Here is an 18,675-nt window from a genome sequence, read left to right on the forward strand (position 1 = left end):
ACCTCATTTTTTTATATTCCACCTTCAACTAGGAATAAAAAAAGAAACATACCGAAAACAAAAAACGTCGTGATCCATAAGCCAATGACAGAACTTTTTCTTTTTCCTTTTCTTCCATAAACCATATAAAAGGAGTAAGCCAAAAGGATGATGGTAACAATGCTGAACAAGACACGATACTTCAATGAATAAAAGGCTAATGCCCCTGCAAAACCAGTTAATCCAAGGGGAATCAAAATCAATGGACCCAGGCAACATGAAGCCATAATAAAAGCTGAAAATACTGTGGCTACTTGCGAGACTTTTTCCTTCATGACTTGAACCTCTCCATACTGCAGCAATCGTGTGTTGTTGTATCTTTCTTTGTTTCCTTTTTTGTTTCTGGTTCAAGTTTCCTCCAACCATTGAAAAGAGCAAAGACAAACAACAGACCCATCAAGATGAAAATTAAATCTTTATATTCCGTGAAGTATGTCCCAAGTGCTGTTCCTGCAATCAACGGAAGTAGTAAAAACAGATGACACGGGCATGTAATGAGCGCGACAAGAAACCAACCTGAACTTTTTATTGTGTTTTTCATTCTGTTTCACCTCTTATTTTTTCAAAAGTGTTTCAATAATAGGGCATTCATAAATATCTTTGTTTTCGGGACATCTTTCTTTAAGATCTATCAACATTTGTTCAATTCTTTTCAAATCTTCAATTTTACGCTGAATGTCCTCTATCTTAATAACAGTGAAATCATACATATCACGGCACTTTACTTCATCACGATCAACGACCCCTAGCAATTTATCGATTTCATTTAAAGTAAATCCCAATTCCTGCATCCGTTTTATGAAATGCAATCGATCGACCGTTTGTTGGGAATACATTCGGTATCCTTTTTCGGTACGTTCAGGCTCTGGAATTAAGCCTAAACGCTCATAATACCGAATGGTTTCCTTATTAACACCGCACTTGTCAGCCAGTTCTCCGATACGAAACTGCATACGTCTCACCTCACTTACTCCATAAACCTCGTACCTTAGTACAGGATAAATACATAGTTTACTTCATTCATGAGGTTTTACTCACCCTTAGAGCCAGATAACGTGCCACCAAAGACAGCAGTTCCAACCTCAAAGGCTTCTGCAAGAGTCAACTTGTCCTTCGCCGTTATTGCATTCTTTCCATTCGCTTTTTGCCAATGTTCCTCAGAGCAATAAAATTGAATGGCTGGGCAACAACTAGTTGCAACAGGTGTTGGCTCATTCGGTCCGCAAGAAGACTCGCAGCATGCGTTACTATTGGCAGTACCCGTTGTTCCCAAGCCTACGACCACGGTATTTGGTTGTGCAACAGGTACGTTGTTTTTAACCTCAATAGTGATCTTTTCACCGCAAAATGCACATTCAGATTCGATCACTGCATCTGCAAACATCGACGGAATGCCTAGAGCATCAATCGCACACATGGAATAAGCAGGCGACTTTCCAGCCACAGTGACCCGGTGCGGTGTCGGAACCCCGGAAAAAGGATACGCCACCATCACATCCCCAGAGTTTTGGTCCCAGTGAATTAAATCCAATTCCCTTAAACGCCTAAGCGCAGATTGGTCATCAATTTGTTCCTCTGTTACAGTTAAATCATTGATGTTGACGATTTTTCCTTCAGCCATGGAAAGAAGAATATCTAAACGAATACCATTCTCTGAAGGAGACAATAAACGGATTTTTTCTTCAAATCCTCCATCTGGTAAACCTAGTGATTGTAAAACCTTAACTTTTAACGAAGCATTAAAACTTTTGTTCATGTTGGAAAGCCTCCTTAATTTAATCTACAAATCTTTACAAAAATTTATCTTCCCGTACAGAATAAACCCTGTACCATAGTACAGGGTCAAGTATAATTTATTATTTTACTTTACTTAAACTGAATTGCCCGGTGAAATCCGTCATATTCGTATATGTATAAAATAAAAAAGGATGAAATCATATTATTTGGATTTCATCCTTTTTTTATTTTTAATTCCATTCTACCAATGACGGGATCCGTAGATACCCAGCTTTAGTTAGATTCCTATACTTCACACGGCATTTGATTGGTTCGATAAACATGAATTTATCATCCTCTGAAACGACTTTCTTCATTCGGTATAGGTTTTTACGTTCAGCTGGTGGCATAAATTCCATAACCCCGGCCGGTTTACCATCTGCAAAGTTTAGTAACAGACCAAATTCATCTTTTCTAAGACCTGTAATGATTACTTCATCATATTGATAATTAATCACCTTGAGCCACGATTGACTACGTTTCCCTACCTCATAACGCGAATCCTTACGCTTCAACACTATGCCTTCTAAACCTTGCTGTCGGACCAAATCAAAATAGGCAGTACCGTATCCTTCTATATATTTAACTTTTGCTACTAGACTTGTATCTTGAGTGATTATTTCGTCTAGCAGCTGCTTCCTATCCATCAATGGCAGAGAAGAAACTGACTTACCTTTATATTGAATGACATCAAAAACCACATAACTTAAAGAACAATTTTCTTCAAGGTTATTTCGTTTGGACTGGAACCGAGACATCATGGCTTCAAAGTCCGGTTTACCTGATGAATCCGATACGATAATTTCCCCATCTAATACGGTACCATTCGGAATATCTATGGTTAATAACTCCGGAAACTTAGCCGTAACCTCATTGTTATGGCGAGTATAAAGTTTTATCTTATTATCAAACTTCGAAAGAATCAGCCTTATTCCATCCAGCTTTAATTCTGTAATATATGACTCATCGTCAAACGGCTGTTCAGATTTTTGTAATAGCATTGGTGAAAAAAACACTTAAACCACCTCAAGATAATTGTACGACACAATTACCACGAGTTCATTGGTAACTAATTTACATATATGGAAATCTCAAATATCAAACCGCTTCAATCCGCCGTGAAGTCCGATCCCGATCACCATTCCTTCCATTCCTTTCTCTTTAAAGCTTCGCGCCACTTCCTTCATGACTAGATCTTCTAAAGCAAATAAATTTTCCGCCTGACGTCTAGCATAATCCGCCACTTTTTTATCCGGAATGGTCATGATTTCTTCACGGATCTCATTTTCTATCATTGTGATACTTTGCATTAACTCCGCTCGTAATTTCCATGATAAGCTGTCCTCTAAATGGTGCAAAAACATCAACTGTATGCCCGCCAATGTTTCCATTTCCTTTAAAGTCGCGTCATACGCTGTTATTCTTTCCATCAACTCATTTTCCAGTTCCTGCAGCTTCTTAAAATTATCATCCTTTTGAAGAATATCAGCCATCGCATCCTTAAAAAACTGCTTAAAATAATCCTTAATATGATCACTGGAAATCTTAATATCCTTGGCATTAACCATCATTTTATAAAAACGGAAACCCCTGCCCAGCTTAGCAATCGTCTCTTTTTTAAATTCAGGCCTCTCCATCATCCCTAAACTCCCCCTCTTACCTCTTTTTTCTTTCATCCGTATCCATAAACATTTCAAGATACCCCAGCCGAGAAATATCCTTTGTAGCCAGATCAATTTTTGCCTTTTCCGTCATATAAACAGGAGTGGCCAGAATACGATTAACAGGAAGCCCCATGCCCATCTGTTCCTCCGGATCCAACTCTATTAAAATAGGAGTAAATCGTGAATCATAAATTTCCCCCTCGATATAAATCCTCATATCAAACCTCCAAATTGAGGATATTTTTTAAACTTATCATCAGCTTATCCCTGACATTCTGCCTGACAAAAAACAGATTCCTTTCCGTATAACCCATTTCAAGAGCCGTTTTCCCATACGTCCAGTTTTGAAAGTATCGTAGTTTCACAAACTCCTTTTCGTGAGGCTCTAGCTCCTTAATCGCATTGTCGATACTATCAATGATCAGCTGAAAAATGGCTATATCCTCATGCAACTGTAACGCCCTTTTTCCCTCGATCCGATCAATCGCAAAATCCTCTGTCGTTGATTTAAAGACAAATGAACCCACGGATCCTTCTGAAATCTCATATTTGGCCGTAATATTCGGCAATATGTAATCCAACTGTATTTGAAGATTCTTAATGCCAGCCTGATAATTACGGTAATTTCGCAAGTGATTTTCAATCACCTTAAACCGCTGCTGTTTTCTCTGCTTCGCTTTGGACATACTGCCACACCTCCAGATCCTTTATTTTTTTAAGATTGATAGGCTGCCATTTGGCTCCAGTACCCCCAATTTGACTTCTTTTATATCAAATACATCCTTCTGCCTTAATAAGCTTTCCACTTCATCTTGGCTCAATCTGTGCCTGTCTCGTACTTCCCTGAGAATCTTTCCCTCCATAATCAAAACCTCAGCATTGCCCTTTACTTGCTTTCCAAACCATTTAAACTGCCTAGCCAAAAAATCCAAGCCATATATAAAAACAGTCCAGAACACAATCGAAATGGCTATTTTTAGAATTGTAACCTTATCATCATAAGCACCATCCACAATCAGATCCCCCAGCCCAACGGAATAAACCACATCCAACGGACTTGCAGAAGCCAATTCCTTCTTTCCGGTTAATCGAATCATGATCATTAAAACCGCAAACCCAAAAGCAAGCTTTCCCATGATCAATAAATAATCCATCTATCCTAACCTCCCGATACATGCCAGGTAATCATAAGGAACACCCCTCTGATTTTTGACCAGCTCACACTCCAGCAAAAAAAACTGATAAGGAATAGACTTTCGGCCGCCCCGCTTCTGTCCGATCCACCACTTTTCCACCTGCTCATATTTCACAAAATAGCATTCTTCCAACTTCTCAAAATTGATCAGAAAAAAAGCAATACCACCCTGATCCTGCCAATATCTCAAAGCCTCCATCTGATGATCCTTGATATTCTTTAAAGGAAAGCTAGTCCTGCTGTTGGTTTTCTTCGCTTCAAATGCCAACGCCCTCCCGTGGGAGCAGCCAAAGAAATCCACAAAGCCTTTTTCCTTCTTGAACCCGATCACTTTATTTGGAGGAATCTCCTGCTGAATTTGAATCGCCGGTTCCACCTTCTCCACAAACCCCCAGCCCTTCGCCAGATAACCGTTATTTGTAGCAATCAGCCCGTTTTCAAAGGCTTTTCCTCGATTGGCATAATTCACCCTTCTTTTATACGTTCGCTTCGGATTGCCCGGATAGTTCAAATCGCCTCAGCCCCTTTTATGAAACTGCATAGCCATAACGGATCGCCTGTTTTTGAATAAACTCAATAAACTCCAGTTCATATACATCTGGCCTATGATTTTTCACATACTCCGACGTATAAAACTCTCCCCATTTTTCAATTAATTCATCTGGCAGCTTAATTGTAGATTTTTCCATCACGATCAGCTTTAATTGTGGCTTTACCATAAACACCATCCTTTTCTCGGCTCAATTTTTTCTTTTAAGATCCTATCCATTGATAAAAACAAAACACTAATTTCTGTTTTTCCAAGTATTTCGGCAATTTCTGATATAGGAAGCTCCCGATTCCATAGAATTTCAAACATATTAATCTCTTTTGAATCCCAGAAAAAATCCAAATCAGGCACATCCTCCAAAGCAACGTAAATACTCCGCCGACAATATTCATAATGCTTGATAGGCGAAAATAACATTAAAGCCGCCCTTCCTTCTTCAAACGAAGCAGCTCAACCATTTTCACGGCAACCGCTGCCACATGAATCAATTCCATTTCTGGATCATCTTGATCCGTTTCCTTTACCGAATCCAGCTGCATGACACCCATTAAAGCCTGACATGCTTCTCCAAATTCCTCGCCTAAAATGGCAATATGCTCACCCCAGGACAAATCCGCCTGCAAACCAAACTTTTCATATTGCCTGATTCTTTCCTTCATCACATCTTTTAAAGCAATTGCCACATAATTTAAGTTGAGATCCCCATAATAATGTTCAGCCATGAATTTCCGTTCCTTTCCTCATTTGCCAATTGTTTTTTTGTAAAAAAGAGTGCCAGGCTTCTCCCAACCTAGCAATCACTTAAACTTCCGTAAGCGATAATTCTCGCCTTCCATTTCAAATGGAGTAGTATCGTAATTCAGCACCCTTGAAAAGTTCCGTTCATCCCGCTCCAGCAACTGCTCAGGATAAAGATTGGTCGTATATAAAGTGGATTTCCCTTGCCGGCTGTCCACAATATCAAACAGCTTTTCAGATACCCATTTTGTTTCCGATTCCGCTCCAATATCATCCAGCACCAACAGATCCACCGTTTCCAATGCTGAGATCAATTTATCTTCCGTAACCTCAGAATCCTTGTTATAAGTAGATTTCAACTTTCGCAACAGCTTAGGAACGGAAATGAAAATACTGCTATATCCCTTTTGCATAACACCCCGCGAAATACAACGGCATAAATGACTTTTCCCGGTTCCATACGGACCATAAAAGATCAAATTCTTTGGCACCTTCGGATCAAACAGACGGACATAATCGACCGCCCCTTGCTTGGCATTAGCCTGAGCCTTATTCTGTGGTTTATAATCATTCAGCGTCGTTTCCCTTAGCTCTGGAGGCACTAAAGAATAAGTATCAAAGACTTCTATCAGCTTTTTGCTTTTAAGCCTCTCATGCGTCTCCATGGCTTCCTGTGCGAGCTTTATATCTTCACATTTACACCCTTGCCTCATTTGGATCAGCTTTCCCTTATTTGGACCGCCCATCAACGGCATTTCGATAATCTCCACTTCGCGCCCACACCCTGCGCAAGTCTCTTTACCTAAACTTGTACTTTGAAAAATCTCGTTTCCCATAACTTGACCTATGGTCCTCATTATTTTTCCCCCCATTGATAACGCCAAATTTAGCTTTATCCTCTTTTGCTTCAATCACCAACCGATCATATTGCTTTCGTAATTTATCAGCTGACAAAATATTTTTGTGCCAGAAATCATGCCCTGACACCCAATCAATACAATTCCTAATAGCCTGTTCTGTTCGATTATCACGATCTATCATTAACCTGAAAGTAACTGCCCAATTTCCAAGATTAGTAGGCTGTTTAAACTCAGGATGATTTTCTTTAATTGCGTTTAATAAATACTCAGCCAAATCCATATGAACTTGTTCAAAATTCTGCTTTTTGGATTTTGAACTTATATCTTCTTTTTCATTCTTTTCATTCTTATCATTCTTGTTAGTTGTTAGTTGCCTGTTAACTGCCTGTTGGTTGCCTGTTAGCTGACTGTTAGTTTGCCTGTTAGCTTCATCTTCCTCGGACTGATAAATCCCCCAGTTTACAATGGTTATAAGCCTATTTCTGTTTGTTGATTCGTCTGTTAAAAATTCATATTTTTGAAATCTTTTTAAAGCAGTTCTCACATTCTGCACAGAAATGCCTTTGCCTGAATTTTTCGCTATTGCTTCCAAGCTTGTAACAAATTGGCCCGGTTCTGCCTTATATCTTTGGCCCTTCCATTCCCATTCATTTCCTTTGTGATTGGCCATCATAAGAACAGTTACAAGAATCACCTTTTGCTCAGGAGTTGATTCGAGCCAAATAGGTTTGTTCATTAGTTCCCTATGAAGCTTTATCCAGCCTTGCACAATACCCCCTCCCCCCATATACAAAAATAGAGAGGCCAGAAGCCTCTCCTAATCCTTTTAGGCTCCCTGTTGTTCGCCTTCGTCAAATGGAATATCAATAATTTCATCCAACTTTTTCGCCTTTTCAGAAAGATCCGTTTTAACCGTTTCATCCTGCTCAATCGCATTAGCAAACTCAATTGACTTCGGAGCATATTTTAACGCCTGTAAAAGCACTGTCTTTTTCGCCATTGAATCAAAATCAGACTTCCACGGAGATTCCCTGTTGCCTTTTACCGCCGCCGAAAACTTTTCCGCATGCTGAATTACCTTTGTACGGCTCCAAACCGCAAAATCATAACCACCATTTTTCAGCTTATAAACCGCATAATAATAGATCGGCTCACCCTGAGGCACATCCGCCGGAACATGATAAATATCCTTATTTACTCCAAGCTGATAATGAAATTCATCATTCTCATACACTTCATGAGCATAAATCGCTTGATACTGCCCTGTATTATAAGCAAGCTTTAAGATCCCTTTATAACCAATTTGAAAGGTACTTTGATTACCATACGGAATAATATAAGCTTCACCAAGATTTGTATTTGGCTCCAAACCAAGCTGAACCGATTGCATAACCGCCCCCAGGAATGAAACTGGCGTACATGCTTGAAGCCTTGGATTATTTCTAAAAACCGTGATTGCGATCCGTGCCATACGTTCAGGCTTGATATGCTGAGGCAACGCCTGTTTAATGGCGGGCATCATTTTGTCGATAATTTCACCGATCGTTTGACCGCTTTGCTTCTTTTCTTGTGGAGCCTGTCCATTTTGCTTATTCATTAACTTTTCTTTCGTGCTTTGCTGATTTACTTTGTTTTCTTGGTTTGTCATTTTACTGTTCCCCCATATAAGTATTTAAAAGTTCGTCCAATTCCTGAGATAAAGCCAAAGTTTCGGGGGCAGTATAGCCAAAAATCTGCCCCGCTGTAACCATCATTTCTCTTGTTTTCTCAATTTGCTCAGCTATCATCATGTAACAGAAAACCTCCTAGAAACTGATTTCTCTAAATACTTTTCTGCAACGTCTGGATTCTCTTTTTCAAAAGCTTTTCTATTAAAACGATAAGATTCAATCTTTTTCCATGAAATCTTCCGTTCATCCCACACCGCTTTTTGATAATCACCAATCAAATTTTTCAACTTATTAGCTGCTTCCTCTTTTTGCTCTTTATACTGAGCTTCCAAATCCTTAGCCGTATCATACTGAGCCAATAATTCAGCCGCCTTTTCGTCCAAGTGCAAAATTTCTTCTTCATCCTTCACACTAACCGGAGGATATAGAATATTTAAAAGAGCCGTTGAAGCGTCAGATCCATCCAGCTCTGGTGGAATCCCAGCTTGTACATGATCAAACCAAAACTTCTTTTCCTCATTTATGACTAATTGCACTAATTCTTCATCACGATCAATTCTCCAATAATTAAATTCATTTCCACCCGCTAAAACAGCGAGATAGCCTACTTTAAGCCCTGTCACGGCCATATAATGCGTTATTTGCAATAAATAAGATTCATCTACGGTTTCACCTTGAAAATCGGATTTCCTATACTCTGAGGCTGTCTTACATTCCAACACTCCCCAGCCTTCGCCTGGAATATTAATAAAGCGATCTACATTGGCCAACATAAATTCATGCTCCGGATGTTGCCACATAAAATTGGATCTTTGTACCTTATATCCAGTTCGTTTTTGAAATTCTTTGGCTACAACATCTTCCAAAACGTTACCCCAGTACATTTTTTCGTTTTCTTCTTGTTCCACCGGTTCTTCCACTTTGTCCAAATAAACATTTAAAGGACTTTTCCATTTATTTAAACCAAGAATGGCACCAACATCTGATCCGCCAATTCCTGCAGATCTAAGCTCCAACCATTCTTTATGGCTTTTACCTCTTAAATCCGCAAACTTTTTTGCTTTTAGCTTCAATATCATTCCAGCTTCCCCCAATTGATTGAAGGACCGCCATATGTTACACTAAATGCGAACTATTATATGGTCAGTCCTCTTTAAGATGATTTGACTAACCTTGAGAGTTGCCCTGGCCGGCTGCTCTCTTTTCTTTTTCAAGGAACATTTCGATACATTCATGATCACGGTGAACAATTTCATCCGTATCAATTTCTTCCCATTCTTCAATACTCTTGAAGATCAATTCACCACATCCAGCACACGTAACAATATTTTCATCTTCCTCAGGCTCAATAAATGGATCCTCATATCTTCTTCGATATTCCCAAGACATAGGAACACTGAATCTATCCAAATCCCACACCTCCATTACCAATATCGAATATTAACTACAATATTAATAATGCCGTGTTATTCTCTATTTGTAAGTACATTTCACAAAAATAATTCACTAATCGAGAACTTTTTCGCACACTTCTTGATCTTCCTCAAAAAAGCGCTCCATTGGTATATCTAAAGCTTTCGCAATTTTTAACGCTGCCTTTCCAGAAGGCGTTCGCTCCCCATTTTCAATTGCAGAAAGATAGTTCTTGGAAAGTCCAACCGCCTCAGCAAATTGATTCTGTCGAGCAAATCCCTTATCCTTACGGGCTTGGATCATCCATTCTCTCTTTCCCATTTGACAACCTCCTAATTAATACACATAATGAGAACTTCCATTTTTAATTTTAATCACAAAGTGGGAACCTGTCCACCCAAATAATCAGAAAAATAAAAATGATACTTTTGTAACATAATCCTTTAAAATACTAGGATTAAAAGTTCTCTATTTGTGGTATATAATAAAAAAACTTCTCTTTTTGTAAACTTTGAATCACTAATCGAGAATTTTTATGGTATTATTTGATTAAATGAGGTTTAAGATTTCGTTAATGGGGGTATGAGAGCATGTTTGCTCAAAGGCTAAAAGAATTAAGAAAAGCTTCTGGTATGAATCAACAAGAACTTGGAGAAAAAATCGGTGTGGCTAAATCTACCATAGCAGGATATGAGAAGGGATTTAGAAAGCCAAAAATAAAAGTGATCAATGAACTAGCTGAAATATTTCATACATCTGCTGACTATTTACTTGGAATTTCTAATGATAAAACACCAAAAGAACCTTCTAAAGATATTGAGAAGATCCTAAAAGAACCTGATTATCATTATAAAGGCAGAAAATTAACAAATGACGATTTAGAACTTTTATTAAAATACTTAGATACAATCTATAAAATGGATCCTAATAAAGATTTAGAAATCTCAAATTTAGAACAAGAACCTGAACCTAAACCTAATCATATATAATTCAGAAACTTTTATTTTTTTTTTGAATTTTAAAGGCTTATTTTTTATGCCTAAATTTTCCTCGATTTTGACAAAGATTTTAATAATATTAAATTTTTAGAATTGGAAATTTTTATTTAATATCTAGTTATCAATATACTTATTTTCTGATAAAATAGTTAACAATTAGAGAACTTTTTCTCTAGTATATTAACAATTTGTTTGGTTTTGCAAGAAAAAACAAACAAAAACATTGATTATATTCTCGAATAGAGTACATTAGACCTATAACCAACTTACGATATATTATTTGAAAAGAGGGTGAAAAAGTTGGAGATTGGATCAAGATTAAAAGAATTAAGAAAACAGAAAAAGATGACTTTAAAAGAAGTCGGAGACTATCTATCTCTTACCGGAGTAGCCGTAAGTGCTTATGAGAAGGGAACCAGAAAACCTTCCCCAAACACCATAGAAAAACTTGCAGATCTTTATGACGTTTCAGTTGATGATATTTACGGAAGACAAAGCGACAATTCTAATATGAGAAAGATCTTAAACTCCAAAACACTGCATTGGGATGGAGAACCCCTTAGAGAAGATGAACTCAACGTAATTAGACAACTTCTTGAATTACGAATTAAAGATAAACGAGAATCCAGAAAAGATTTATCGAATAATCATATTGGTTGAAATAAAAAAACTACCTATCCTGATGATTAAGAAAAAGGTAGTTTTTCTATTTACGTTATATTGATCAACTTTCCAGCCAATGGGAACATCCCCTCTAATATTGGCAATAGACACGCTGCTGAAAATGTTAAAAAAGTAGCTGTATTATTTGAATAATTTTCTGGTCCCATTCTTTCAATAGCCGTTTCCACTGCTTCAATCATTTCCTCACGAATATGATAAAGCTTTTCTTTCACCGGTTGCAGCTTCTCACGAATATATAAAATTTCTTCGTCCGTGATCCCGTCATAATGAGGAAAATAAACTTCTATCGTTCCAAAAGTTAAACCATTTAATCGCATTCTTTTGCTGAACATCGATTTTATTCCACATTCTTTAAAAAGGGGTACAAAATTTTGACTATCGGAATCTATTGAGTACCAATCGTCGATATTATTTAAACGGACAACATCGTTTTGATAATGGATACTCGATTCTAAATCGAGGGATGGTCTTTGCAGAACACAATATTCTTTCATTTTTTGAGGATAATGAGCACCAGCTCCATAACAAAGCAGCTTCCGATCCTGACAATAAAACAGAATTCCGACTTTTACGTCTCTGCCAATCTTTTTTTCCACGTCATAACAAAACCGATTTAACAGAATACGAGCTTTTGCAAACAAATAATCTTGCTTGGAAAATTCCCCGGTTTTATAAAGTCGCTCCAAATGGCCTTCAAAATCCTTCTTATTTGAATCCCTGTGGGGTTGCTCTAATTCTCTAATAAACTCAATTACTCTTTTACTGAGATTGTTAAGCGCATAATTTTCTGTGAAATTTTTCATCTTATAAACACCCCCATTGTAAAACCAAAAAAATTCCCAAATTGAGAATAGGCTCCCATCATTTTACCATTTCACTTCTCAAAAAAACAACAAAAAAAGACAGAGAACAAATATTCTCTATCCTTTTTCTATAACAGTGCCATCCTCTTTTTCAAGTCTTATAAATGCTGAACTCTCATTTAAAAAAGGAGATACAATATTGAACCCATTTCTCCGCTTTTATATTATTCTTTTTTTCCAATTCCACTCTTTTTCCGTTCTTATTAATCAAATACAACCTCATTATTTTTTCCTCGCTTTGTGTATTTTTTTCCAATTTACTTTTTCCACTTTTATAATCGAAATTGAATCATCTATCCATTTACGAATCGTTGCCTTATAAACTACCATTGCTTATCACCTACAAAAACCCACTCTGTTTCTCTTAATTCAAAAAAATGCTTTCCCCATTCATCATAAAGCGTTGCGTCATTACCTTCGATTTCTACATCAGATCTTTTAAGATTATTAGCTTTCATCATTTCTTCAAATTGCTCATAGAATTTAAGTTCTTTAGCATATTGGCTCATGTTCATTCCCCTTTTTTATTAATATTATTGTTAATGTTTATATTAATAATATACCGTGATATGATACGATTTTCAGCCAGTGAATTTTTCCAACGAAAAAAGGCCTTGCCCCCCAGATTGGGCAAAACCTTTTTCGAGAAGATCCATTTTAAGTTAAAGAAAATAATGCAATCTAGCACAACCAACTAGAATCTAACAAACGGTGTTTCCGCACCGTACTTTAAAACTACCACAAACAGCCCACATTGAGACTGAAAAAAAACTGAAGCAATTATGCTCCAGCTTTTCCTTAAGTCGCCTCACGTGGTTTAAACGGCTTCCTTCACATCTTCTTCATCTTCAACTTCCTCTATATAATCCACTTCTGCGTCATTGTCTTTATGAAGATTGTTTTTAAATTCAAATGAATCCCAAGCTTTATCTTCTGCCATTTCCTCATTTTCCGCTTTAACCTCGATCTCATAAGTTAAAGTCTCCACGATCTTAACAACATACTTCTTCATAATATAAAAACTCCCTTTCCTTAATAATAATGTTTTTATTAACATTAATAATTATGCCGTGCAAAATATAAAAAGGGAGCGCTCCAGTTTTTACCGCTTTTCTTGACTATCTTTGACCTTTTAAACAAAGAAAAAGCCCATCTATTCGGGATAGACAGACTTTTCTTTTTTTGTTTTCGTGTGTCGGCACGTTAACAAAAGATCCTTCTTTATTATATCACAGCAGCCGCTTTATTTTCTCTATTTTCAACGTTATTTAAAAAGATTGGATTGATCATTTGATCCTCTTTTTTACTCTTAACTTGATAAGCACCACGGCCCACACGTTCAAGAGATGGAAATTGCTCCATGGCCTTTCGGATCTGTTCTGAGAAGTTTACATATCGTTTCCCAGTTCGCTTATAAAACTCAGCTTCGAGATCCTTTGTTTTAATTCTTCCTTTTTCTTGAACGATCTGAAAGATAACAGAACAAGTTCGTTCCGCACTAAAATATTTTTCTGGCTGCTTATGTAATTTATCCTCTTGCGCTGCCTTTTGAACAGCTTCCTGAACCACTTTTTGAGGCTCAGCCTCCTTATTATCCACCACTACCTGCTGCCCTGCTTCATTCATTTGATTAGCAATATGCTCGATCACGGCCGTTGCTGGCACAAAAGGAATAAGATCAGATATTTTATCTATTACCTCAGTTAAACTACTTGTGAGAGAATTTAATGCGTCATATGAAACATCATCTTTCATATCTCTTTCATCAATCTCTCTCAATCTCTTAAGCAAATCACCATTACGATCTCTCAATTCTGTTATTTGCCTCCGGTTGTCGTGAAGTTCATCCTGAATAGCCTGACGCTCAGTATACATTACTCTTTTTCCTCCCATTGCTTTTTAACCCAGGGCAACGTCCAGTGAGCTTCCTCCACTTCTGGAAGGCAACGAGGACAATACACCCTTTTAAGTTTAGGATTATCATCATATTTCATCGGCTTTAATTCGCTTTCCGAAAACTGCCTGCAACAATAAGTACACATCATGAGTACTTCCTCCCTTCCTAGTATAAAGAAAGTTCGCAAAAAGAGAAACAATATATTTCATTTTTCTCAAAAAAAAGGGAAAAATAAGAAAAAAGGCTCACAATTTGTGAACCTTCACTGGAAAAGACAGAAATATTATAAAAATCCTTTTTGCTTCATTGCCGCTCTTGCCAGATCATTCAATAAAGAAGATTTTGCTCCCTTACCTTCTTTTCTCTGATATTTCTCCAAAGCTTTTTTCACATCCGGATCAAAATAAATACCTACTAATTGCTTATCTGATTTTGTATTTCTATCTTGCTTAATAATTTCATCAATATTTATATCATCAATAATATTATTATTAACATTGGGCTCTGAAACTACAATTGACACGGGATTTCCTCCTTCTTTTTCATTTAAAAGCGCCTTTTGATCAGCTGCCTTTTTCTGTTTTTCTCGTTCCGCCTGTTCACGGATTTTATCTTGTACCGATTTTTTAGCCATTTACTTTCACCCCCACACGCTGCTTCACTTCATCATAAAACTTATAATATTGATCCAAAGCTTCTTTTAGTTCTGAATTACCGAATAAACCTTCTATGGCAATACGGCCAGTTGCCGCTTTCCTTTTTATTATTGTATCGAAGATTAACTCGGAATACTGCTCCCCAATTACTTCCACATATGTTTTCACATCAGTACGACGGGAATCTGTCATGGTCCTTAATATGCCCATAACATCAATATCCTGCCCTTTTACTTTCTCAGCTTGCTCGATAGTACCCACAAAGCGTTTAATCGCCGTGAACGCCCATTTAGAACCTTCTGCCAATACAATCACATAATCACTGGCCACAATGCTGTTAGCCGTCATTTCTGAAAGACTTGGAGGCGTATCTATTAAAATATAGTCGTAATCCTCTTTGATAGGATCCAATAATTTAAGTAAAGCCATATTCGGATTATCATTTTTATATAATGAATCTGTATAAAGCAGTCTTGGTAACGTAGCCAGAAAATCATCCGCTGGCACCACATCAATATTTGGTTCATCCGTCTTATGAATAAACGGTTTAATATTCTGGACTTCAAAAGCCTGAATGATCGTGCTGCCATTAATATCTTCAATATCATCAAACTGCAGAAGAAGATCGCTCACGTTGCCCTGTCCGTCCATATCAACCACAAGCACCCTATTACCTTCCTTAGCCATTAAATAAGCCAGAATGCCCGTTGTGGTACTCTTGCCTACGCCTCCCTTTTGGAGACCAATAGTAATCACTTTCGCCGACACACGAAATTCCCCCATAAATTCATATTTATAAAGCTTGTACTCCTATTATAAACTTCAATAAAATTAGTCAAAATCCCTTTAAGAGAACTTCGACTTATTTCTCACTTTTATATATCCAATTGCCTTGCATTGACCGCACGGTCGCCGCAAGACCGCACCGTCGACCTCACGGCTCACATTACGCCTGCTGCTGTCGGACCACATAAAAAGAAACATCCCGCCGCTTTTCTTTATGTATTCTTTAAAATGCCTTTTACCGTATCTTCACTGACCATAACCGTTCTTTTATCAAAATCGCCCTCAACGATCTCCGTCGCTGCTTCTTCTGAATACAAGCCCGCTTCCTCAATCAATGGAGAGTATCCGCGCTTATTAGCCTTCCAGTAATGAACCATTCGGCTCGAAATCGTCCTTTCAAGATCAATCAAATAATAACGCATAGCAGCCACTCCTTTTATGTATAAGCCAGGGCAAAGCCCCAGCTACAATTCACCTATGCTAATTTGTTGAATATCACAATTCTTTAAATCTATTTCTTCAACAAAGATTTCTCCGAAATACGATTCTGATTTAATGATTAATTTAATTGCTTCAATATAAAATTCTTCAGAAAGTTGTGGCTTATAATCCTCCCAAACATCTTCACCATTATATTTTTTATTGTGCTCTATGCTCTTTTTATATTCTCTCATAAATTCTTCTGCTAATTGATCACCAAAAAATAACCTCACATTTTTTTCAACATGATTATCCATATAATCATGAGCTTCATCAGCTTCCATAGCTTTAATATGAGGCTTATAATCGCCAAATGAATCATAAAAATGACCATGTTCATCACGGAAAAATTTCTCCATCAAGCTCATATTAACCGAAAATGAATTGATTTCATTCACCACATCATTATCAGTTTCAAACATATTTTTCGCCACAATAGTTAAAATGCTATCCAGATCATCATCTTTAGATTTAACTATCGCACCGTAATCACCAGCAAACACTACTGAAAATAATTTATCCATCTTTCCACACCTTCCGAAAATTTTCAGAACCCTCCGAAGAAGGCTCTGAATCTATTTTACCGCGCATTTAAAAACATTTTGATGGTGAATAATACCGATTAAAACGGCAGATCTTCATCTTCTACATCAAAATTAATTTCATCAAGATTTTCAAAAGCAGGCCCTTTAAACTTTAATTTACTAATATCAGTTCCTTGATAACTAGAATTACGGGTTTTAGCATACTTTGGCTTATCCTCAATTTTTCTTTCACTATCAGACGGAGTTTCCAACCAATTATATATAGGCACCGTTGGCTCCTTAAACTCTTGCTGCTGCTCAGCCTCTTTTTTCTTTTTAAGTTCTTCCTCAGCCTTTTTGATCTTACGCTTAGAAAGAGCCCCTTTTTTAGACTTACGATTACGCACAATGCCATTTACAAAATAAGTTGGATAATCCCCAACATTTTCTTCGCCTTTAACATTTAACATGAACTGATATTGACGCTCTGCTTCATTAGCAGTAAAGAAATAGATTCCAATAGATTCCGCATATTGATAGATTGCCTCGAACATGTCTCGGTCAAATACTTCTTGAAATCGTTCTTCAAATTCTTTTTTAGCTATTAGATTAAAAGAATCATCCCCTAAAGGCGAAAGCCCTTCATCATCAATAACTTTATTTAGATTTATATTATTAAGATTTTCTTTATTAATAATTTCTTTATTTAGCCCTACATTTTGTCCTAATCCATCCCTACATTCTGTCTCATTCCAACCCAACATTTTGTCTTTATCCATCCCTACATTTTGTTGGGGATTGATTTCAGTACCCCCTACATTTTGTTGGGTATACTTTTCATCAGTTTTCTTAACTGATTTTTCTTTATTCTTTTTAGATCGCTCACGTTTAGTTTTCGTTACTTCTGGCTCTTTTTCGGCATTTTCTTTTCTGCTTACCTCTAAACATTTTTCTAGCAACGGAGAAAAATCATATTCATTTGAAGTTCTTGTTCCATCCGGCAAATGACGCTCATAAATATTGATTAATCCTTTTTTATTAAACAATGAATCTACCCATCTTTCGATTTGCTTCACATGGACACCCATCTTTTTTGCGATCGTTTCCTGTGACGGAAATGGATTTCGATTATCATATTTATAACCCATTAAACACATGATAAAAGAAAATTCTCCACCGGTTACAAATCTATAACCATAATTTGTTATACACATGGGTGCATTCATTACACCATCATCAAAAACTTCATTTCCCCATTTTGCTATTAAACCTTGTTCTCCATTTTTATATTCATTATTTTCAGCCATGACAAAAAACCCTTCCTTTTCCCATAGGAAAGCAAAGAGTTAGAGATTCCCAATATATAAACTACCAAAAAAGGCAATATTTAAAAATCATACCTATTGCGAACTTCTTCCGCATAAGATATAATAGACGTAAATATTAATGTTAATAAAGGCAACAAAAAATAACCTTTTCCTTTATTGGATTGGGAACCTAACCGGGATCCTCTTAAGCTAAAACTTTGGTCGGTAGCAGCTTAAGGGGATTTTTGCTGTTTCTATGTATTTTAAATTGCTTTCATTATACACCAAAATTCGCATTCCGTGTACTTTTTTGTAGAGGATTTTTCCAATATTGGAGAAGTCCTCTTTTTCATTATGCATAAAATGACAATACATGTCGATAAAAATTTACTTCTATTTGCGAATAAATTATTCTGAAAATCTAGCAATTTGTTTGCTTCTCCCTTAAAATGAAAGTAATCGCTTGAAAAATTCTTAATTTATCGAACGGTCGTTCTTTAAAGCCATACTGAAAGGAGCATTACCCGTGCGAAAATCCTGTCTTTTTGTGCCATGTTTTCAAGATCTTGTTTTAA

32 protein-coding genes are annotated in these 18,675 nt (G+C 36.9%); 2 read left to right on the top strand and 30 right to left on the bottom strand.

Features of this window, described 5'->3' with window-relative positions:
- Positions 1-11: 11 nt before the first annotated feature.
- The 20 genes from merT to ACSU6B_RS23425 all read right to left on the bottom strand — a co-directional run bounded on the left by merT (position 12) and on the right by ACSU6B_RS23425 (position 10,226).
- A complete protein-coding gene (gene merT, locus ACSU6B_RS23330; RefSeq protein WP_410888649.1) occupies positions 12-314 on the bottom strand; it encodes a mercuric transport protein MerT in 303 nt (100 codons plus the stop codon).
- Entirely contained in the window at positions 311-580 is a 270-nt protein-coding gene (locus ACSU6B_RS23335; RefSeq protein ID WP_410888650.1) for a transporter, read from the bottom strand. The genes merT and ACSU6B_RS23335 overlap by 4 nt, the downstream gene beginning before the upstream one ends.
- Before the next feature lie 13 nt (positions 581-593).
- Positions 594-992 (bottom strand): mercury resistance transcriptional regulator MerR1, encoded by a 399-nt coding sequence (gene merR1, locus ACSU6B_RS23340; protein WP_152116499.1) that lies wholly within the window; start codon positions 990-992, stop codon positions 594-596.
- 77 nt (positions 993-1,069) lie between these two features.
- Positions 1,070-1,795 (bottom strand): alkylmercury lyase family protein, encoded by a 726-nt coding sequence (locus tag ACSU6B_RS23345; RefSeq protein ID WP_410888651.1) that lies wholly within the window; start codon positions 1,793-1,795, stop codon positions 1,070-1,072.
- A 211-nt stretch (positions 1,796-2,006) separates the two neighbouring features.
- On the bottom strand, positions 2,007-2,831 hold the full coding sequence (locus ACSU6B_RS23350) for an ATP-dependent DNA ligase (RefSeq protein WP_410888652.1): 825 nt from the start codon (positions 2,829-2,831) through the stop codon (positions 2,007-2,009).
- Between the two features lie 75 nt (positions 2,832-2,906).
- Complete coding sequence (locus ACSU6B_RS23355; RefSeq protein ID WP_410888653.1) at positions 2,907-3,455, bottom strand: hypothetical protein; 549 nt, start codon at positions 3,453-3,455, stop codon at positions 2,907-2,909.
- Positions 3,456-3,471: 16 nt separating this feature from the next.
- Positions 3,472-3,696, bottom strand: coding sequence for a hypothetical protein (locus ACSU6B_RS23360; protein ID WP_410888654.1), 225 nt, complete (start codon positions 3,694-3,696; stop codon positions 3,472-3,474).
- 1 nt (position 3,697) lies between these two features.
- Complete coding sequence (locus ACSU6B_RS23365; protein ID WP_410888655.1) at positions 3,698-4,165, bottom strand: sigma-70 family RNA polymerase sigma factor; 468 nt, start codon at positions 4,163-4,165, stop codon at positions 3,698-3,700.
- A gap of 21 nt (positions 4,166-4,186) precedes the next feature.
- On the bottom strand, positions 4,187-4,633 hold the full coding sequence (locus ACSU6B_RS23370) for a DUF421 domain-containing protein (RefSeq protein ID WP_410888656.1): 447 nt from the start codon (positions 4,631-4,633) through the stop codon (positions 4,187-4,189).
- Positions 4,634-5,185: a Holliday junction resolvase RecU gene (locus ACSU6B_RS23375; RefSeq protein WP_410888658.1), complete on the bottom strand. Its 552-nt coding sequence runs from the start codon at positions 5,183-5,185 to the stop codon at positions 4,634-4,636.
- Positions 5,186-5,201: 16 nt separating this feature from the next.
- On the bottom strand, positions 5,202-5,393 hold the full coding sequence (locus ACSU6B_RS23380) for a hypothetical protein (RefSeq protein ID WP_410888659.1): 192 nt from the start codon (positions 5,391-5,393) through the stop codon (positions 5,202-5,204).
- Positions 5,387-5,566, bottom strand: coding sequence for a hypothetical protein (locus ACSU6B_RS23385; protein ID WP_439277753.1), 180 nt, complete (start codon positions 5,564-5,566; stop codon positions 5,387-5,389). Before ACSU6B_RS23385 ends, ACSU6B_RS23380 begins: the two co-directional genes overlap by 7 nt.
- 74 nt (positions 5,567-5,640) lie before the next feature.
- On the bottom strand, positions 5,641-5,946 hold the full coding sequence (locus ACSU6B_RS23390; RefSeq protein WP_410888662.1) for a hypothetical protein: 306 nt from the start codon (positions 5,944-5,946) through the stop codon (positions 5,641-5,643).
- Positions 5,947-6,021: 75 nt separating this feature from the next.
- Positions 6,022-6,819 carry an ATP-binding protein gene (locus ACSU6B_RS23395; protein ID WP_410888663.1) on the bottom strand — a complete coding sequence of 266 codons (798 nt, stop codon included), beginning with the start codon at positions 6,817-6,819 and terminating at the stop codon, positions 6,022-6,024.
- Entirely contained in the window at positions 6,761-7,591 is an 831-nt protein-coding gene (locus ACSU6B_RS23400) for a hypothetical protein (protein ID WP_410888665.1), read from the bottom strand. The genes ACSU6B_RS23395 and ACSU6B_RS23400 overlap by 59 nt, the downstream gene beginning before the upstream one ends.
- A gap of 57 nt (positions 7,592-7,648) precedes the next feature.
- Positions 7,649-8,470 carry a recombinase RecT gene (locus tag ACSU6B_RS23405; protein WP_410888667.1) on the bottom strand — a complete coding sequence of 274 codons (822 nt, stop codon included), beginning with the start codon at positions 8,468-8,470 and terminating at the stop codon, positions 7,649-7,651.
- A gap of 1 nt (position 8,471) precedes the next feature.
- Positions 8,472-8,612: an aspartyl-phosphate phosphatase Spo0E family protein gene (locus ACSU6B_RS23410; protein ID WP_410888669.1), complete on the bottom strand. Its 141-nt coding sequence runs from the start codon at positions 8,610-8,612 to the stop codon at positions 8,472-8,474.
- The gene (locus ACSU6B_RS23415) at positions 8,609-9,571 is read right to left on the bottom strand and encodes a YqaJ viral recombinase family protein (RefSeq protein ID WP_410888670.1); all 963 of its coding nucleotides are present in this window, start codon (positions 9,569-9,571) and stop codon (positions 8,609-8,611) included. The genes ACSU6B_RS23410 and ACSU6B_RS23415 overlap by 4 nt, the downstream gene beginning before the upstream one ends.
- A gap of 88 nt (positions 9,572-9,659) precedes the next feature.
- Complete coding sequence (locus ACSU6B_RS23420) at positions 9,660-9,902, bottom strand: hypothetical protein (protein WP_410888671.1); 243 nt, start codon at positions 9,900-9,902, stop codon at positions 9,660-9,662.
- A gap of 96 nt (positions 9,903-9,998) precedes the next feature.
- Positions 9,999-10,226, bottom strand: coding sequence for a helix-turn-helix domain-containing protein (locus ACSU6B_RS23425; protein WP_410888672.1), 228 nt, complete (start codon positions 10,224-10,226; stop codon positions 9,999-10,001).
- 269 nt (positions 10,227-10,495) lie between these two features.
- On the opposite strand from ACSU6B_RS23425, the gene ACSU6B_RS23430 reads away from it, so the two are divergent.
- Together ACSU6B_RS23430 and ACSU6B_RS23435 are read left to right on the top strand one after the other, a co-directional pair.
- Positions 10,496-10,894 carry a helix-turn-helix domain-containing protein gene (locus tag ACSU6B_RS23430; RefSeq protein WP_410888674.1) on the top strand — a complete coding sequence of 133 codons (399 nt, stop codon included), beginning with the start codon at positions 10,496-10,498 and terminating at the stop codon, positions 10,892-10,894.
- Between the two features lie 309 nt (positions 10,895-11,203).
- Positions 11,204-11,563: a helix-turn-helix domain-containing protein gene (locus tag ACSU6B_RS23435; RefSeq protein WP_410888676.1), complete on the top strand. Its 360-nt coding sequence runs from the start codon at positions 11,204-11,206 to the stop codon at positions 11,561-11,563.
- A gap of 50 nt (positions 11,564-11,613) precedes the next feature.
- Here ACSU6B_RS23435 and ACSU6B_RS23440 read toward each other — a convergent pair whose 3' ends face one another.
- The 10 genes from ACSU6B_RS23440 to ACSU6B_RS23485 form a co-directional block, all read right to left on the bottom strand.
- Positions 11,614-12,390 (bottom strand): hypothetical protein, encoded by a 777-nt coding sequence (locus ACSU6B_RS23440; protein ID WP_410888677.1) that lies wholly within the window; start codon positions 12,388-12,390, stop codon positions 11,614-11,616.
- Between the two features lie 383 nt (positions 12,391-12,773).
- A complete protein-coding gene (locus tag ACSU6B_RS23445; RefSeq protein ID WP_410888679.1) occupies positions 12,774-12,959 on the bottom strand; it encodes a hypothetical protein in 186 nt (61 codons plus the stop codon).
- A 308-nt stretch (positions 12,960-13,267) separates the two neighbouring features.
- On the bottom strand, positions 13,268-13,462 hold the full coding sequence (locus ACSU6B_RS23450; RefSeq protein WP_410888681.1) for a DpnD/PcfM family protein: 195 nt from the start codon (positions 13,460-13,462) through the stop codon (positions 13,268-13,270).
- A gap of 212 nt (positions 13,463-13,674) precedes the next feature.
- Positions 13,675-14,325, bottom strand: coding sequence for a hypothetical protein (locus ACSU6B_RS23455; RefSeq protein WP_410888682.1), 651 nt, complete (start codon positions 14,323-14,325; stop codon positions 13,675-13,677).
- A complete protein-coding gene (locus ACSU6B_RS23460) occupies positions 14,325-14,495 on the bottom strand; it encodes a hypothetical protein (RefSeq protein ID WP_410888683.1) in 171 nt (56 codons plus the stop codon). The genes ACSU6B_RS23455 and ACSU6B_RS23460 overlap by 1 nt, the downstream gene beginning before the upstream one ends.
- Before the next feature lie 135 nt (positions 14,496-14,630).
- On the bottom strand, positions 14,631-14,981 hold the full coding sequence (locus ACSU6B_RS23465; protein ID WP_410888684.1) for a hypothetical protein: 351 nt from the start codon (positions 14,979-14,981) through the stop codon (positions 14,631-14,633).
- Entirely contained in the window at positions 14,974-15,771 is a 798-nt protein-coding gene (locus ACSU6B_RS23470) for a ParA family protein (RefSeq protein ID WP_410888685.1), read from the bottom strand. Before ACSU6B_RS23470 ends, ACSU6B_RS23465 begins: the two co-directional genes overlap by 8 nt.
- Before the next feature lie 230 nt (positions 15,772-16,001).
- Positions 16,002-16,211: a hypothetical protein gene (locus ACSU6B_RS23475; protein ID WP_410888687.1), complete on the bottom strand. Its 210-nt coding sequence runs from the start codon at positions 16,209-16,211 to the stop codon at positions 16,002-16,004.
- Between the two features lie 42 nt (positions 16,212-16,253).
- Complete coding sequence (locus ACSU6B_RS23480) at positions 16,254-16,793, bottom strand: hypothetical protein (protein WP_410888688.1); 540 nt, start codon at positions 16,791-16,793, stop codon at positions 16,254-16,256.
- A gap of 98 nt (positions 16,794-16,891) precedes the next feature.
- Positions 16,892-18,100 (bottom strand): helix-turn-helix domain-containing protein, encoded by a 1,209-nt coding sequence (locus tag ACSU6B_RS23485; RefSeq protein ID WP_410888690.1) that lies wholly within the window; start codon positions 18,098-18,100, stop codon positions 16,892-16,894.
- Positions 18,101-18,675: the final 575 nt, after the last annotated feature.

This window comes from Neobacillus sp. C211 (assembly GCF_051842875.1).
Lineage (GTDB): Bacteria > Bacillota > Bacilli > Bacillales > Cytobacillaceae > Neobacillus.